Here is a 15345-nt window from a genome sequence, read left to right as displayed (position 1 = left end):
CTTGCGCAAACCTCAATTCTCTGAATCGCACAGATTTCTGTTTTGCGTCGTTTTTGCCCTCGCTGGCAATTCACTCAGCCTTCCAGCACCGCATCGAGCCGCGCATAGCCGGCCTCAAGTCCGTCAGCCATGCCTGACGCCGCCGCGCCATCCCGTGCTTCTTCGCTCGCATAGGTGATGGTCAGCGTCATCCGCGTGCCCGTGTCGATGGCATCGAACCGGGTTTCGGCCTCGGCCTCACCGCCGGTCCAGTCCTCGTCGAACAGCTCGACACCCCGGGTGAGGTGAGGAGCTTCGATGGCGGTGAACCGGCCGCTGAGGCCCATTTCGTCGCCACTGGTGGCACGGCGCCAGACATAGCGGTATTCGCCGCCAACCCTGAGGTCGATATCGCAGACCGGCATGGTCCAGCCGTCCGGACCCAATAGCCATTGCCGCACGAGTTCGGGCTTGGTGTGGGCGTCGAACACAAGCGTGGGCGGCGCGGCGAAGTCCCGCTTGATCTCGATGCTCCGGGGCGTCGGAGTGGTGACGGCGACGCTTGGATAGCGGGTGGTGACGGGGATCATGGCTTCACCTTTCTACGGCTGCATCGAGCGCCGCGATATCGATTTTCTGCATCTGCATCATCGCCGCAGCCGCTTTGCCGGCAATGGCCGGGTCGCTGTGGCCCATCAACTCGCCCAGCCGCCTGGGAATGATCTGCCAGGAGAGCCCGAACGCGTCGGTCAACCATCCGCACTGGCCTGCCGTGCCGCCCGCCGCGATCATCCGGTCCCAATATCGGTCGAGTTCAGCCTGGTCGGCGCAATCGACGAACAGCGAGATCGCAGGAGAGAATTGGAAATCCGGGCCGGCATTGAGTGCCATGAAGTGCTGGTCGAACAGCCGGAAGCTCGCGGTCATCAGCTTACCGGACGGTCCCGGACCGGCGTCGCCATAGCGGCTTTCACTGAGGATCTCACCGTCCCCGAACACATTGAGGTAGTGGGCGATGGCCTCATCGGCGTTGAAGTTGAACCAAAGACAGGTGGTGATCTTGGGCATGGAATGCTCCCTTTGTGCCGCTCAGGCGTCTTTGGACCCGGTCCCGGATGAGGCCTGCATGCTTGCGAGCAGGGCGTCGAGCCGGCGGTAATTGCCTTCCCAGATTTCCCGATATCGCTCGAGCCAGCTCACGGCGCCCGCCATCGCTTCCCCCTCGATATGGCAGGGACGTTTTTGGGCGATCTGTTGTCGCGAGATCAGCCCGGCCTTCTCCAGCACCTTGAGGTGCTTCGAGATCGCCGGCTGGCTCATGGCGAAGGGCTCGGCCAGTTCGTTGACCGACGCGTCCCCCTTGGCCAGCCGGGCGAGGATTGCACGGCGTGTGGGGTCGGCAAGCGCAGCGAATGTGGCGTCCAGTTGGGCTTCGGTCATATTATATAACTAAATAGTTTTAGAACAAAATGGTTATAGAAAAATCCGGGCGAAGCGTCAAGCCGCGATCGATGCCGCGCCGGAACGGGAGAGGCTTGCTAGTGGCGGTTCTCGCGCAGCGCGTCCTTCAGGGCACTGACTTCCTCACGCAGCGCCCGCACTTCGGTGAGTACCACTTCGGTCTCTGAATGCAGCGCCTGGCGATCGGCCTCGGCCAGCGCATCGGTTTCTTTCTGCATGGCTGCAACGATCACACCGATGAAAAGGTTGAGCACGGTGAAGGCGGTCGAGATGATGAACGGAACGAAGAACGCCCAGGCATAGGGATGCGCTTCCATGACCGGGCGGACGATGCCCATCGACCAGCTTTCAAGCGTCATGATCTGGAACAGCGAGTACAGCGAGGCGGCAATCGTGCCGAACCAATCCGGGAAATCCTCGCCGTACAGATTGGTCGCCATGACCGCGAACACGTAGAAGATGAGGCTCAGCAGGATGACGACCGAACCCATGCCGGGCAATGCGCCGATCAGCCCGCCGATCACACGGCGCAGCGAGGGCACCATGGAAACCAGCCGCAGCACGCGCAGAATGCGGAAGGCGCGAAGGATCGACAACGCCCCGGCCGCGGGCAAAAGCGAGATGGCAACGATGGTGAAATCGAACACCCCCCAGGGATCGGTGAAGAATTTGAGCCGATGGGCGTAGATCCGCAGACAGATCTCGATCACGAACAAGCCCAGCACCACCCGGTCGATCACATGCAGGATGCCGCCCCATCGCGCCATGACCGCATCCGAGGTCTCAAGCCCGAGCGTGATGGCGTTGAGAACGATGACGAGGATCACGGCGAGTTCCCATTCGCGCCTGGCGATAAGATTGACGATGGTGTTGCGCATTCGGACTGGTTCCCGTCTGAGTGTCGACGCATAGATAGGTGGCGGAGGCCCGGGAAAAAGACGGCTTTCCCGTTACCGGCCCATTCGGGGCAAAGGCATAACGATAAAGGCAAATCCGTGACAGGCCATCAATGACTTCTCCTTCGGAACACGCCTACACCATCGCTGTTGTCGCCAATGGCGCCGCCGGGCGAAATCTCGATGGCGGCAAACGCGACTGGGCCGAAACCCTGGCGCCTCTGGGAGAAGTCGTCAGTGTCGTCCAACCGGACGGAAAGTCGTTTCGAAAGACGCTCGAAGAAGTCTTCGCCGACAAGAGAACCGATCTTGTAGTTGCGGCGGGCGGTGACGGGACGGTTTCGGCCTGCGCCCATTACTGCGTCGAGACCGGCAAAGCGCTTTTGCCCTTGCCCTTCGGGACCTTCAATCTGTTTGCCCGCGCCATCGGAATCGGGCCCGATCCCGAGCCGGCCTTGACCGCGCTAGACACCTATCATGCTGACCGCATCGATGTTGGCCGGGTCAATGGTCAGGTGTTTCTGCACCATGTCTCGGGGGGCCTGCACACCCGCTTCGTCAGGTTTCGTGATGCGGTGCCCTATGCCAGCCGGCTGGGCAAGATGTTGGCCGGTGTGCGGGCCCTGCACCGGGCCGCGCGCACCCTGCCGCGCCGGCGAATGCGCATCGAAATCGATGGCACCCCGCTCGATTTCCGGACCGCAGGCTATGCCGTCACGGTCAACGGCCTCGCCGAAGCACCCGGGCAATTGCCCGTTGCCGAAGACCCCCAGGGCGGGCGGCTGGTTGTCTATGTGACCAAGCTCAACGCGTCCTGGCAGGTCGCCTGGATGATTCTTCAAGCCATGGTTGGCCGCTGGAACACCAATGATCTGCTCGAGCCCCATCCGGCGCACAAGGTGGTGTTGGGTGGCCGCAAGCGTGTCCTTTCGGTTACCGTTGACGGGGAGCGCCGGCGGCTCGAGGCACCGGTGACATGCGAGATCGAGCAACAGGCGCTTACCGTCTTGCGCCCATCACCGGAGACCCCGTCATGAGCCAAAGCACAGCCGGGAGGCTGCCCGAGATCACCATCACCTACTGCACCCAGTGCAATTGGCTCCTGCGTGCCGGCTGGATGGCGCAGGAATTGCTGTCCAGTTTTCATTCGAACCTCGGCGGGGTCCGCCTGGTCCCTGGCACCGGCGGGGTCTTCGTCATCGAGGTCGATGGCAACGTCATCTGGAACCGGGTGACCGATGGCGGCTTCCCCGACATCAAGACGCTCAAACAGCGCGTGCGCGACATCGTCGATCCTTCCCGCGATCTGGGTCACACGGACCGGCCTTGATCGACACGCACCACACCTGTCGGATTTCACCATTTGCAAGCTCCCGCTTGCGCTTGGGCGTCAGTCCGCTATCGTTCCGGGACAAATGCCCAGAGGGGAATCGCCATGCATAAATTCAAGATCGTCGCCCGCAAGAACGACCAGTTCGGCGTCCAGTTCGTCTACAACGCCGAGATCATGGTCTGGTCGGAAAGCTACACCTCGAAATCGAGCGCCCAGAACTGCATCGACTCGATCAAGAAGAACGCACCCGACGCTGCGGTTGCCGATCTCACAAAGGACGAGGACGCCAAAGGCTACCGTTTCGAGATCGTCGCCTCCAAGGACGACCAGTTCTTCGTGCGGTTCGTTGCCTCGAATGGCGAAACCATGGTTCGCTCCGAGACCTACACCTCGAAGTCGAGCGCCAAGAACTGCGTCGAGTCGGTCAAGAAGAACGCGCCCGGCGCACCGGTCGAAGACGAAAGCTGATTTCTTTCCGGACCCCACGGCCCGGCTGCAATCGCGATCGATCCGCGCCGGCGGGTAAGCCCGGCGGCGCATCACCGCTGTCTGATCGGAATTCATCAAACAACAAGACCATCACAGGGAGCCCATGATGAAACTTACCCTTGCCCCGGTCCTGTTTGCCCTTGGCGCCGCGCTGGCGCTGCCGGCAAACGCGCAGGATGCCCTGCCGGACCTCGAAGGCCGCACAATCGTTGCGGTCACCGAAAATGCCTACACCCCGCTCAACTTCGCCGATCCGGCGACGGGCGAAGGCATCGGTTGGGAATATGATGCCTTCAACGAGATCGCCAAGCGTCTCAACGCCACTGTCGACTGGAACCTTGCGAGCTGGGACACCATGATCCAGGCCGTGCGCGAGGGCCAGTATGATGTCGGCATGGACGGCATCACCATCACCGAGGAGCGAGAAGAGCAGATCGACTTCTCTGCGCCTTACATGACCTCCCAGCAATTCATGCTGGTGCGCGCCGATGAGGAGCGCATCGAAGGCCCGGCTTCGTTTTCCGCCGATGAAAGCCTGACCATCGGTGCCCAGGCCGGGACCACCAACTTCTATGTCGCGGTCTATGAAGTCCTCGACGGTGACGAAGCCAATCCGCGCATCAAACTGTTCGAGACTTTCGGCGCCTCCGTGCAGGCCCTCAAATCGGGCGATGTGGACATGGTGCTGATGGATGCTACCTCGGCCCGCGGCTATATCGGGGCTAATCCCGGTGCCTTCAAACAGGTGGGCGACGCACTCGGCACCGAGCAGTTCGGCTTCATCTTCACCCCGGGTTCCGATCTTGTCGAACCGGTCAACGCGGCGATCGCCTCGATGCGTGAAGACGGCACTCTCGATGCCTTGAACCAGAAATGGTTCTTCGAATACAACGCCGCGCAATAAGCGCCACGCCTGCGTCACGCATCGGCGCAGGCATGTTTCCCTAAATGCGCACCCGCGCCGGCTTCCGGCGCGGGCCATTCCCCAAAAGGCTCATGCCCGACGCCACCCCCCAGCCCGAAGCCTATCGCCCGCGCAAGCAGCGCCGACCCTTGCCCTGGTGGTTGCTGGCAACGGCGCTCCTGGGCCTGCTCGGGTTGTGGGCGATTACCGTCGACGCCGACTATGCGCTGATCTTCAGGGCGCTGTCCGGGGGTATCGGGACCACCTTGTTCGTCACCGCGGTTGCGTTCACCCTGGCGGTATTACTGGGCGCTATCGTCGCGCTGGCGCGCAATTCCAAGCTGGAACCCGTCCGGCAGGTCGCGATTTTCTATACCGAGATCGTGCGCGGCGTGCCCATGCTGGTCTTGCTGTTCTACATCGCCTTTGTCGGCGCCCCCGCGATTGTCGAGGGGGTCAACTGGGTGCTTACCCCGCTGCGCGAACTGGGGCTGATCGGCAAACTGACCGTGCGTCAGTTCGACTTCACCTGGCGCGCCATCATCGCGCTGACCATTTCCTATTCCGCCTTCATCGCCGAGATTTTCAGGGCCGGTATCCAGTCTGTCGATCAGGGCCATGTCGAAGCCGCCCGGGCCCTCGGTCTTTCACGCTGGCACACATTCCGCTTCGTGATCGCTCCGCAGGCCGCGCGCACCGTGCTGCCGCCGCTGGGCAACGAATTGGTGGCGATGATCAAGGATTCAGCGCTCGTGTCGGCTCTGGGGGTGCAGGACATTACCCAGCTCGGCAAGGTCTACTCGGCTTCGACCTTCAAGTTTTTCGAGACCTACAACATCGTCGCTTATCTCTATCTGGTGCTGACCATCACCCTTTCGCTCGCCGTGCGCTGGCTCGAAAGCGTGCTTGGCAAGGCCGACAGGGTGCGCAACCAGCACTGACAGCGCCGCCTGGCCAGCCAAGGGATCTTGGTCGACAAATGAGAAGCCCGCCGGGGTGACCGGCGGGCCTTGCATTTTGGTCTGGGCAGGAGAGCGGTGAGCCCGTCCTCCTGAAGGGCCTGGCTTACATCGCGCTTTCGGCGGCCTTGCAAAGCTCCATGAAGTCCTCGTCCGACAGCATCATGTCGTCATGCTCTTCCATCATGGCATCGTCTTCCGACATCGCATCGTCTTCCGACATCGCATCGTCTTCCATCATGGCGTCGTCGTGCCCTTCTTCCATCATGGCATCATCTTCCATCATGGCGTCGTCATGCTCTTCTTCCATCATGGCATCGTCCTCCATCATGGCGTCGTCTTCGCTCATGGAGTCCTCTTCCATCATCATGTCGTCATGCATGAGGGTGTCACACTTGGCCATGAACTCCTCTTCGGAGAGGCCGCCATACATGTCGCCGTCCTGGGCCATGGCGGGCACTGCTGCGCTCCCCAGCATGAGCCCGGTGGTGAACAGCGTTGCGATGAGAATCTTGCTTGTGGGTTTCATGTTCCGTTTCCTGACGGTTTGTGTGAATTCGCAAACGAACCCTAGGGCCAGACGCGCTCGCATGCCCGTCACACCCGCTCACAAGAGCTTGCGGTTTGTGTGAACGGGATCGGCAGTAAAATTCTGTAAAATCAGCATAAAAACCCCGGCGGCCGAAGCCGCCCGGGTGCCGCGGTCAATCCTGTGATCACCTTCAGTCGCTGAACGTCAGGACTTCAAGGTCCGCGCCGCCGGCAGCACTGTGGCAGGCGATACACCCCGCATCCATGCCTTTGGCGACCCGCCCTGCGAGTTGTACGCCTGCCGGGTTCTTGTCGAGGGTGCCGTCCGGAAGATACTTGGCCCAGAACCAGTCCTGGTTATCCGGATCGTAGCCTTCTTCGCGCTTGAACATGATGGTTACGGCCTGCAACCATTCATCGGGATTTTCATAGACACTGTCCCGATCCGCGCCCTCGCCCATATGGTTCTGCTTGACCAGAAGCCGGCCCGACCGGCCATCCATTTCAACGGTTGTGGCGACCACTTCCTGAATGGCGCCATGCGGTTCGTTGCCTTCAAAGGGCCTTGAGACCATCCGGTCATCACCGACCAGCCTCGCAGCGGCCATCTTGTCCCACAGGGTCAACGCGAAATCGACGTCATGAGGACCCCCGAACGGAGCCATATCGTCCGCCATCATGCTGTCTTCCATCATGGCATCTTCACCGTCCTGCGACAGGGCAGTTCCTGCCAGTCCGGCGACCAGAACACAGGCCGCGAGCCCGCTTGTCATGGCAAGTCCAATTCTCATGATATTTACCTCCCGCGATTGTTGAGCATTCAACTGGAACCAAGTCCGGGGTGCGAGCAAATCAAACCCGCTTCACGCCGTCTCAACACTGATCACTGATTGGCCGGCGGGAACCGCGTGAGGGCGCTGAAATCTGGCGGCAAACAGTGTGACGCGTGCCCGTCCAACCGATGACGCCCCCGTGAGCCGGGAGTGATCGGTAACAAATCCATGTCGGGCAGGCTAAACCCCGAATAGGTGAATTAACGGATCGGTAAAACGGCGGGCGCAAACTCGCGCGCGGGGGGCATGAGAGGAAGCGCGGCCGGTAACGGACCGCCAATGGGCATGGACCTGTTTGCGAACCTGCTAGAGTTCAGATCGACCTCGGTCTTGTTCAACATCGCCGTGGTCCTCATCTTTTATGTCGCCGCGCGGCTCCTGTCCGCGCGCGGTCCCGTCGCTCTTGCCTTTGCCTTCTCGCCGCTCATCCTGGCCTGGGCCTATGACAATGCCCAATCGACCGGCGCACTCGCCTTTCTCAACTAGGCTGTGGCCCGTCCCGGAAAGCCATGCGCCATCGCGTCGATTTGGCGCAACGGCAACCCACCCCGAAGCGCTAGAAGAAGAAAAGAGTTTTCCCGAGGAGTGATTTAAATCGCGTCCGGGAATACCGATAATAGTGTTGAACCTGATAGCGCCATGAAAGGACGAACCAATGGCTTTGCTGATTGGCGACACAGCGCCGGATTTTGAAGCGGACACCACCGAAGGCCGGATCCGTTTCCACGACTATATCGACGGTCACTGGGCCGTCCTGTTCTCGCATCCCAAGAACTACACCCCGGTTTGCACCACCGAGCTCGGCTACACCGCCAAGCTCAAGCCCGAATTCGACAAGCGCGGCGTCAAGGTCATGGGCCTTTCCGTCGACAAGATCGAAGATCATGCGGGCTGGGCCAAGGACATTGAGGACACCCAGGGTGCCGCCCTCAATTTCCCGCTGATCGCCGACCACGATCGCGCTGTGGCTACCAAATACGAGATGATTCACCCCAATGCCGACGACAGCCTGACCGTGCGCTCGGTCTTCGTCATCGGCCCGGACAAGAAGATCAAGCTGAAGATCGAATATCCGGCCTCGACCGGCCGCAATTTCGATGAGGTTCTCCGCGTCATCGACAGCCTGCAGCTCACCGCCAAGCACAAGGTGGCAACCCCGGTGAACTGGAAGAACGGTGAAGACGTGATCATCGTCCCCGCAGTGTCGGACGAAGACGCAAAGGGCCAGTTCCCCGATGGCTGGAACGCCGTGCGGCCCTATCTGCGCATCGTCAAGCAGCCCGGCGCGTAACCGGCTGGCTGACGCGACCTTGCAAGGGGCGGTGCTTCGGTGCCGCCCTTTTTTATTGCCTGAACACGAAGCGGTCGAACCCGAAAAACGAAACCGACATGGCCACCGCGGTACCGATGACAAGCGCGATGAACGGCCAGAGCCCGGGCACGATGAGCAGCGCGGCCGAATAGACGCCGTAATTGACGAGTGCTGACGCGATCACCACGGCGAAATAGCGCGAGCCCTCCCGCGCGGCTCCGTCCTTCGCCCGTCCCCAGGAGAAGTTCCTGTTGATCTGCCAGGTCACGAAGGCGGCCACCGCGATCGCCACGATGCGGGCTCTGAAGGGGTCGATGCTGAAGCCCGAATTCAGCAGCGTCAGCACCAGCGCATCGACCGTGAAGCCGGTGCCGCCCGCGATCACAAAGCCCGTAAGCCGGCGGAGCAACGGGTGTTTGACGGGCAAGGGCGTTGCGGTTTCGGTCTCGTGTGATGGGTCCATGGTTTAGCCGATCTTAAGCCCTGAGGCGTAAGCCTTGGTCTTCTCATGCGCACCGGCAGCAGGATGCCACCGTGACGATGCCTTCCCATACGGCCACCCGGCAGCCCAATGCCAGCCCTGTGGCGCAACAAATCCTTCGATTTGCGCTTTTTTATCTGGCGATCGCGGCCTTCTTCATCATTCGCGAGGTCATTCAGGCGCCGCGAACCCCGCTTTTCGGCGACACCGACGATGCGCTGCGCATCACCCAGGCCCTGGATCTCCTCGGCGGTCAGAACTGGTTCGACACCACCCAATACCGGCTTGGCGGCGATGCCGGTGCCATCATTCACTGGTCCCGCTTCATCGATGCGCCGATTGCCCTTCTCATCCTGATTTCGCGGCCTTTTCTCGGCGATGGCGCGATCGTGTTCGCCGCCTATGCCTGGCCGCTGATCCTGCTCGGTGCGCTTCTCGCCCTGTCGGCTCGCCTGTGCACATGGCTGCTGGGACCGGATGGCGCACTGCCCGGTTACATACTGCCGGCCCTGTCGCTGACCCTGATGGTCGAGTTCTCCCCGGGCCGGGTCGATCACCACAACGCCCAGGCCGTGCTGACGCTGCTGATTGCCTTCGCCGCGGTCGCCAGTTGGCGGGTGCGTGGCTTTGCCATCATCAGCGGCCTTGCGACTGCGCTTACCATCGCCATCGGCACCGAGACGCTGCCCTTTGTGGCCATGGCCATTCTGACCTTCGGCCTGATCCACGTGTTCCGGCCGGATCATTCAGGCGCGGTGCGCGGTTTCGGTCTCGCGCTCCTGGCCGGGCTTGTGGTTTCCATGGTCACGACAATGCCAAACGATTTGTGGTTTGTCGGGGCGTGCGATGCACTTTCCGCCACCTATCTCGTCGCTGCCGGGGGGGCAGGGCTGGCCCTGTTTCTCGCCACCCTGGTTCCTGCACCCGGTGGCTGGATCGGCCGGTTCGCGGTCACCGCGGCGCTGGGGCTTGTCGTCATCGCGGCTACGGTCTGGCTCTATCCCCAATGTCTGGGTGGGCCCTATGCCGGGCTCGACCCCTGGCTGAGCGAAAACTGGCTGCCCCGCATCACCGAGGCCATGCCGATCTGGCAGTCCTTCGAAACCCAACCCGGCTTCACGGCCTCGGTCGCCTTGCCGCCGCTCGCCGGGGTGTTGGTCATGAGCGTCATCTTGTGGCGCGAGCGCGCCAACCGCGCTGAATGGCTGATCCTGTTTGGCTTCCTGCTGCTGGCGGTTCTGGTCATGGTGATCCAGATGCGGGGCTCGCGCCTCGCCGCCATTCTTGCGGTACCGGCAGGCGCCTGGGTCATTCTGGCTGCCCGCGCCCATTATCAGAACAAGGGCGGCGTTCTGCCGGTTCTCGGTCTTGCCGGCGCATGGCTGCTGTTTGCCGGCCTGCCGGTCGGGCTGGCGATCAACACGCTGGCGCCGCCCCAGGACCAGCGCATTGTCGGGCATGCGGACGGCACGCCGACCGATCGCGCGGCCTGCCTGATGCAAGACACCTACTCCGATCTCGCCGCGCTGCCGAAATCCCGCGTGATTGCGCCCAATGATCTCGGACCGCACATCCTCATCTATACCCCGCATGAGGCGCTCGGCGCGCCCTATCATCGCAATGCCGCTTCGATTCGCGATACCTTCACCGTGTTCAATGGCACCGAGGCGGAAGCCCGTGCAGTGTTCGAGAGGCGCAAGGCGGATTACATCGTGATCTGTGAAGGTGTGCCCGAACTCGACGGCCTCGCGGGTGCGGCACAAGACAGCATTGCAGTTGCTTTGCGGCAGGGCCATTTGCCGGACTGGCTGGAAGAAAAGAGTGATCCGGGGGCGAGGCTGCGCTGGTTCGTGCCCGCGCCGCGCTGAGCGTCAGCCAAGTCCCAGATCCTCGCGCAGCTTTTTTGTCAGCTTGGCGGCAATCAGGCTGTGAGCCTGGGTCAGATAGGCCTTGAAGTCCGCGCTGGTGAATCCGGCTTCTGCGGAGACCTGCACCCATTTGGCGCGCGCCAGATAGGGCGCGGGGTGGATCCCGGCTTGCTCGGTCAGCATCGCATAGCTCTCATCGGGAACCTTGAAGGCGATCGCGGGATCATTCCACTGGTTCTGGATGGCAAAGATCTTGCCGCCGACCTTGAACACGCTCGCCCCACCCCATTGCACGACATGGCTCGTGCCGGGCAGGGCGCTGCAGATCGCCTCGAACTCGGAACGCGAAATCACGGCCCCGGCTCAAAGCATGTTGTTTTGACGTTGGCGGCGGCGGGTGAACTTGAGGAGAACGCCGCCCAGAAACAGCGCCGCAAACCCCACGAGCCCAAGCGCCAGCCATGCCGGCCAGCCCAGAAGCGTGACAACGCCCGGATGCCATTGCGCCGGGTCCTGTTCGCCGCCGCTCAACAGCGAGCCGATGGTGAAAAGGCTGTTGGTGCCGAGCCAGGATTGCTCCACCCAGACCTGCCCCAGCGGGGCCCGCCACATATCGTGGAAAATGGCAGCGCCGAGCCCGGCAAGACCCGCCAGCCCGATCACCAGGATGATCGTGCCAATGATACGGAACAGAACCCTGATCACCGCCATTGATGTCACCCTTTGCGATTGGCCTTGTCACCGCCCGGACCAGTCTTTTGACCGCATCCGCCCGCCACCCGGAAGGGCGGCATCTGGTGAAACCATACTCACAACTGGTCGAATTTCCTATAGCGCCGCGAGGACCGCCGGCTGCCGGCAAGGGCAAACAGCAGGCCGGGCACGCCGAACAGCACCCAGCCGGGCAGGGCCAGCAGGGGCGCGGCAACGCCGATCCACAGCCAGTCGCCTGCCTGCCCGCGAATGAAGCTTTCGAATCCGGCAACGCCATTGGCGTCGACCCCGCGCCAGCTTTCGATGAACGGTGTCACCACAAAAGCCTCCGCGGCAAGCATGCGTGTGCCGTCAACGACCAGCAATATCAGCGCGAACCCGATCAGCCAGGTCGCCAGAATGCGAAAAATCAACTTCATATGCGCGTCCCTCGCGCCCGCCGCTCTTCGCCTCTAGCACAGCTCGAGCGTGGCGCGCAGCCACTAGTTAGGCGCCGCAAATGCGCTGCGCAAGCCATGCGGGCCTGCTCGTGCACCCTTGGCGCTATCCTTGAACGCGTCAGCGCGGCGATTGGATGCACGCCGCCGGCGCGGCCTCAGGCGGTCGGTTGTGCGGTTCATTCGGATTTTGCGGCAAAACGGGTGATCGCCCTCTTGCGGTCGGGCCCGGTCTCGGTATATTGCCGGCCCGGGCCAGACGGGACTTCCGTTTCGCCCGCCGGCGCCTTGCGCCAATTGCGGAGAGATGGCCGAGTGGTCGAAGGCGCACGCCTGGAACGCGTGTAGGCGGGTAACCGTCTCGAGGGTTCGAATCCCTCTCTCTCCGCCACTTCCAAGCGGTTGGCATTTGCCAACGCAAACCTCCGGTGGAGGTTTGCGAGCGCAGGAAGGCCATGAGAGCTATGCTCGAATGGCAGGAATGCAAAAATCTCCGAGTTCGAACTTCGTCCCTCTCTCCGCCATTCCCTGTCTTACGCTTTGTTCGCTGGGCTCACATGCTGCCACAGGGCGGGCGAAAGCCCGGTCGCGCTGTCACGCTCCTGGCGTCACATTTGCACATTCTCCCGGACTCTCTGCCACTCCGCATCCGCTTTGCGCCAGCGCATCGATCGATACAGTGGATCGATTGAAGGCAGGATGGCCATGAGAGCTATGCTCGAACGGCGGGACGGCTACTCACTCCGGTTCGGACCTGGTACTTTGCTTTGAACAGCATTGCCGGTTACTCCGCCGGCGGGGCCTCGCCCTCGGGCCGGTAGCCCGTGCCATAATAGATCCGGAAGGTGTTGAGCCGCTTACCAAACCGTTCGACCGGGATCGTGGCGACTTCTTCGAGCGACAGGAATCGGTCGCGATAGGGCTCGATGGTGAAGTCACCCTCTGCCAGGATCAGCGCCGAAGCGTCTTCCGCGATTGCCGGATTTTGCCAGTAATCGAACTGGGAGTGCCGGTCTTGCAGGTCCGTCACGACAGGATTTTCAAGCTGGAAGGCGAATTGGGAGGCAAGCGTGTAGCGTGTGCCGGCGAGGAAGTCGGGATCGAGCTCCGCCTGAAGCGCCCGTCCGGCTTCCCCGACTTCGTCCCAGCCATGCACCACGATGGCTTCCCAGTCGTGCTCCTCGAAAAAGTAAGGCGCGATGGGGACAACCACGTAATTGATCGAAAGCAGGATATTCATGGCCACGCCGAAAGCGACAGCAACCGTGATCGTGATCCGCGACCGGATGTGGGCTGCGGCCAGCGGTACCAAGAGAATGTAGGCAACCACGTTCCAGTAGCTCGCCACGCGGACGAAGACTCCCAATGCCGAGATGGCCAGCGTGGACACCGTGAAGGTTCCGTACATCAACGATTTGCCGGCTCCCGCGAAGCGGTTGCCCGCGCGCTTGACGGCCATCCCGAACAGGGCCGGGAACATGACCGGAAGCGTGTAGAACAGGATTGATAGGAGCACATAAATCAGCAGCCAGAGCTGAACCTGGGAGAGCGCCAGACCCGCGCCTCCCTCCCACCGCTCGCTCGTATGAAAGGCAAACGAGGCCTGAGCGTGCAACAAATTCCAGATCAGGACCGGCGCCTGCAGCAATATTGCCAGCAAGGCGGCAAGATAGAGATGAGGATTGGTGAGGTGGTGCCGATATCGCGGCATCAGGACAATCACCGCCCCGAGCGCAAAGCCGAAGAGCGCGCCGTTATATTTGGATAGCACTGCAAGGCCCAGCGTCGCGGCCCCGCCATAAAGCGCAAAAAGCGCAGATCGTCCCGCCGTATCGCCCGACAGGAACAGCGAAAACAGATAGCCGCTGAAAAGGATCAGCAGCACCACGAGGTAATCGGGAAACACCAGCACGGTGGTGGCAAAGAAACCTGTCGACCCCAGAAACAGGATGACCGCGATCCAGAATGTGCGCGAAGCATCTTGTGGGGTCAGCTTCCGGGCCCAGAGCCAGAAGGCGAAAAAGCATCCGAAAAGCGCCACGATGGCAGGCAGCCTGAGCGCGAAGAGCGACCAGCCGGCAACCGCATGTGACAGACCCAAAACCCAGGCATTGAGAGGAGGGTGGTCGAAATAGGACCAGTCCGGATTGAGACCCCAGAGCCAGTAATAGGCTTCGTCCCCGACCGGCGCGAGGGAGAAGAACAACCAGAGCTTGAGTGCAAGCAGCACCAGCGCCGATCCGATCAGCCAGCGCGGCGCTCCCATCAGATCCCTGAGCGTTGTGATGGCCCCGTCCCCTGCAGGTTGATGACAGCGCTTGATAGCCGAGGCAAGGCCGCGGCGAAAACCCCAAACATCGACTCCGGGCGGGTCCACTCCCTTTCACCCCATTGCCAAGACCTGTTGGGATATGTACGAATAGTGAAAAATGTGAAGTGATACCACACAACTCCGAAGCGGAGTGCCGGCCAGGGACCGGGTGAAGGTATTGCGCTGCGTCCTTTACGGGCTGCAGGGAGGGAACATGGACGAGCCGGTGCCGCCAGTCGAGACAGACCAGGAAATGGGCGAATTTGACGCCGAAGTGGGCCGTAAACTGCGCCGTTTCCGCCGCGCCGCCGACAAGACCATCCAGCAGGTCGCCAACGAAACAGGGCTGTCTGTATCCTTCATCTCCCAGATCGAACGCGGCCGCTCGACCCCCTCGCTTGCCTCTTTCTGCCGGCTGTGCCGTGCCCTTGGCGCCTCGACCGACACCTTGCTCGGCCTGGCCGATCAGACCCAGCCCGTGACCCGCAAGGGCGAACGCACCGCCTTCTCGCTTGGCGACAAGGATCGCTTCTACGAAAAGCTGGGTCCGGGCTTCCCCGGCGCCATCATCAACGCTTGCCTCGTCTATCGCCCGCCGGGCCATGCGTCCGAATTGTTCAGTCATGAAGGCGAGGAATTCGTCTACCTGCTCGAAGGCGAGATCACCTATCAGCTCGACGGCACGAAATACTTCCTCCACGCTGGCGACACGCTGCATTTCCAGTCCATACGCCAGCACATCTCGACGGTCGGCGACAAACCGGCGGTGGAACTATGGGTCGGCACCATGCCGCTCTATGACGGAGGATAAACTCGCCCGCCGGACCCGTCCGGGCC

At 61.8% G+C, this 15345-nt stretch carries 20 protein-coding genes and 1 tRNA gene; 10 read left to right on the top strand and 11 right to left on the bottom strand.

The window, feature by feature from the left end; genetic code table 11:
- Nucleotides 1-74: 74 nt before the first annotated feature.
- The 4 genes from G489_RS0114535 to G489_RS0114520 all read right to left on the bottom strand — a co-directional run bounded on the left by G489_RS0114535 (nucleotide 75) and on the right by G489_RS0114520 (nucleotide 2318).
- Complete coding sequence (locus tag G489_RS0114535) at nucleotides 75-569, bottom strand: SRPBCC domain-containing protein (RefSeq protein ID WP_029042142.1); 495 nt, start codon at nucleotides 567-569, stop codon at nucleotides 75-77.
- Between the two features lie 4 nt (nucleotides 570-573).
- On the bottom strand, nucleotides 574-1047 hold the full coding sequence (locus G489_RS0114530; protein WP_029042141.1) for a VOC family protein: 474 nt from the start codon (nucleotides 1045-1047) through the stop codon (nucleotides 574-576).
- A 21-nt stretch (nucleotides 1048-1068) separates the two neighbouring features.
- Nucleotides 1069-1419: an ArsR/SmtB family transcription factor gene (locus tag G489_RS0114525; protein ID WP_029042140.1), complete on the bottom strand. Its 351-nt coding sequence runs from the start codon at nucleotides 1417-1419 to the stop codon at nucleotides 1069-1071.
- 98 nt (nucleotides 1420-1517) lie between these two features.
- Complete coding sequence (locus G489_RS0114520) at nucleotides 1518-2318, bottom strand: ion transporter (protein WP_029042139.1); 801 nt, start codon at nucleotides 2316-2318, stop codon at nucleotides 1518-1520.
- A gap of 131 nt (nucleotides 2319-2449) precedes the next feature.
- On the opposite strand from G489_RS0114520, the gene G489_RS20780 reads away from it, so the two are divergent.
- From G489_RS20780 to G489_RS0114495, 5 genes are all read left to right on the top strand, one after another.
- Nucleotides 2450-3373: a diacylglycerol/lipid kinase family protein gene (locus G489_RS20780; RefSeq protein WP_051332676.1), complete on the top strand. Its 924-nt coding sequence runs from the start codon at nucleotides 2450-2452 to the stop codon at nucleotides 3371-3373.
- Nucleotides 3370-3666, top strand: a complete 297-nt coding sequence (locus G489_RS0114510; protein WP_029042138.1) for a SelT/SelW/SelH family protein — start codon at nucleotides 3370-3372, stop codon at nucleotides 3664-3666. The genes G489_RS20780 and G489_RS0114510 overlap by 4 nt, the downstream gene beginning before the upstream one ends.
- A gap of 105 nt (nucleotides 3667-3771) precedes the next feature.
- On the top strand, nucleotides 3772-4137 hold the full coding sequence (locus G489_RS22900) for a YegP family protein (RefSeq protein ID WP_029042137.1): 366 nt from the start codon (nucleotides 3772-3774) through the stop codon (nucleotides 4135-4137).
- 127 nt (nucleotides 4138-4264) lie between these two features.
- Nucleotides 4265-5062, top strand: a complete 798-nt coding sequence (locus G489_RS0114500; protein ID WP_029042136.1) for a substrate-binding periplasmic protein — start codon at nucleotides 4265-4267, stop codon at nucleotides 5060-5062.
- Nucleotides 5063-5154: 92 nt separating this feature from the next.
- Nucleotides 5155-6003, top strand: a complete 849-nt coding sequence (locus G489_RS0114495) for an amino acid ABC transporter permease (protein ID WP_051332719.1) — start codon at nucleotides 5155-5157, stop codon at nucleotides 6001-6003.
- 124 nt (nucleotides 6004-6127) lie between these two features.
- Here the strand turns inward: G489_RS0114495 and G489_RS20775 are convergent, their stop codons facing one another.
- Both G489_RS20775 and G489_RS0114485 read right to left on the bottom strand, forming a co-directional pair.
- Nucleotides 6128-6550, bottom strand: coding sequence for a hypothetical protein (locus tag G489_RS20775; protein ID WP_051332675.1), 423 nt, complete (start codon nucleotides 6548-6550; stop codon nucleotides 6128-6130).
- 193 nt (nucleotides 6551-6743) lie between these two features.
- Nucleotides 6744-7343, bottom strand: a complete 600-nt coding sequence (locus G489_RS0114485) for a hypothetical protein (protein WP_210162615.1) — start codon at nucleotides 7341-7343, stop codon at nucleotides 6744-6746.
- 321 nt (nucleotides 7344-7664) lie between these two features.
- On the opposite strand from G489_RS0114485, the gene G489_RS0114480 reads away from it, so the two are divergent.
- Complete coding sequence (locus G489_RS0114480) at nucleotides 7665-7871, top strand: hypothetical protein (protein WP_029042133.1); 207 nt, start codon at nucleotides 7665-7667, stop codon at nucleotides 7869-7871.
- A gap of 169 nt (nucleotides 7872-8040) precedes the next feature.
- The gene (locus G489_RS0114475) at nucleotides 8041-8676 is read left to right on the top strand and encodes a peroxiredoxin (protein ID WP_029042132.1); all 636 of its coding nucleotides are present in this window, start codon (nucleotides 8041-8043) and stop codon (nucleotides 8674-8676) included.
- A 52-nt stretch (nucleotides 8677-8728) separates the two neighbouring features.
- On the opposite strand, the gene G489_RS0114470 is transcribed toward G489_RS0114475, so the two are convergent.
- Entirely contained in the window at nucleotides 8729-9160 is a 432-nt protein-coding gene (locus tag G489_RS0114470) for a GtrA family protein (protein ID WP_051332674.1), read from the bottom strand.
- Nucleotides 9161-9231: 71 nt separating this feature from the next.
- Here G489_RS0114470 and G489_RS0114465 point away from each other — a divergent pair, with 71 nt between their 5' ends.
- The gene (locus tag G489_RS0114465) at nucleotides 9232-11046 is read left to right on the top strand and encodes a hypothetical protein (protein WP_155889410.1); all 1815 of its coding nucleotides are present in this window, start codon (nucleotides 9232-9234) and stop codon (nucleotides 11044-11046) included.
- A gap of 3 nt (nucleotides 11047-11049) precedes the next feature.
- On the opposite strand, the gene G489_RS0114460 is transcribed toward G489_RS0114465, so the two are convergent.
- The 3 genes from G489_RS0114460 to G489_RS0114450 all read right to left on the bottom strand — a co-directional run bounded on the left by G489_RS0114460 (nucleotide 11050) and on the right by G489_RS0114450 (nucleotide 12179).
- Entirely contained in the window at nucleotides 11050-11397 is a 348-nt protein-coding gene (locus tag G489_RS0114460) for an MmcQ/YjbR family DNA-binding protein (RefSeq protein WP_029042129.1), read from the bottom strand.
- A gap of 12 nt (nucleotides 11398-11409) precedes the next feature.
- Nucleotides 11410-11757 (bottom strand): hypothetical protein, encoded by a 348-nt coding sequence (locus G489_RS0114455; RefSeq protein ID WP_029042128.1) that lies wholly within the window; start codon nucleotides 11755-11757, stop codon nucleotides 11410-11412.
- 98 nt (nucleotides 11758-11855) lie between these two features.
- The gene (locus tag G489_RS0114450; RefSeq protein ID WP_029042127.1) at nucleotides 11856-12179 is read right to left on the bottom strand and encodes a hypothetical protein; all 324 of its coding nucleotides are present in this window, start codon (nucleotides 12177-12179) and stop codon (nucleotides 11856-11858) included.
- 319 nt (nucleotides 12180-12498) lie between these two features.
- Here G489_RS0114450 and G489_RS0114445 point away from each other — a divergent pair.
- Nucleotides 12499-12588, top strand: a tRNA-Ser gene (locus tag G489_RS0114445).
- A 393-nt stretch (nucleotides 12589-12981) separates the two neighbouring features.
- Here the strand turns inward: G489_RS0114445 and G489_RS0114440 are convergent.
- A complete protein-coding gene (locus G489_RS0114440; RefSeq protein WP_029042126.1) occupies nucleotides 12982-14463 on the bottom strand; it encodes an ArnT family glycosyltransferase in 1482 nt (493 codons plus the stop codon).
- Nucleotides 14464-14722: 259 nt separating this feature from the next.
- Between G489_RS0114440 and G489_RS0114435 the strand changes: the two genes are divergently transcribed.
- The gene (locus G489_RS0114435) at nucleotides 14723-15319 is read left to right on the top strand and encodes a helix-turn-helix domain-containing protein (RefSeq protein ID WP_081691596.1); all 597 of its coding nucleotides are present in this window, start codon (nucleotides 14723-14725) and stop codon (nucleotides 15317-15319) included.
- The last annotated feature ends 26 nt before the right edge of the window (nucleotides 15320-15345 follow it).

It is taken from the genome of Cucumibacter marinus DSM 18995 (assembly GCF_000429865.1).
Taxonomy (GTDB): Bacteria; Pseudomonadota; Alphaproteobacteria; order Rhizobiales; family Devosiaceae; genus Cucumibacter; species Cucumibacter marinus.
This window is presented reverse-complemented; position numbering and strand designations above follow the sequence as displayed.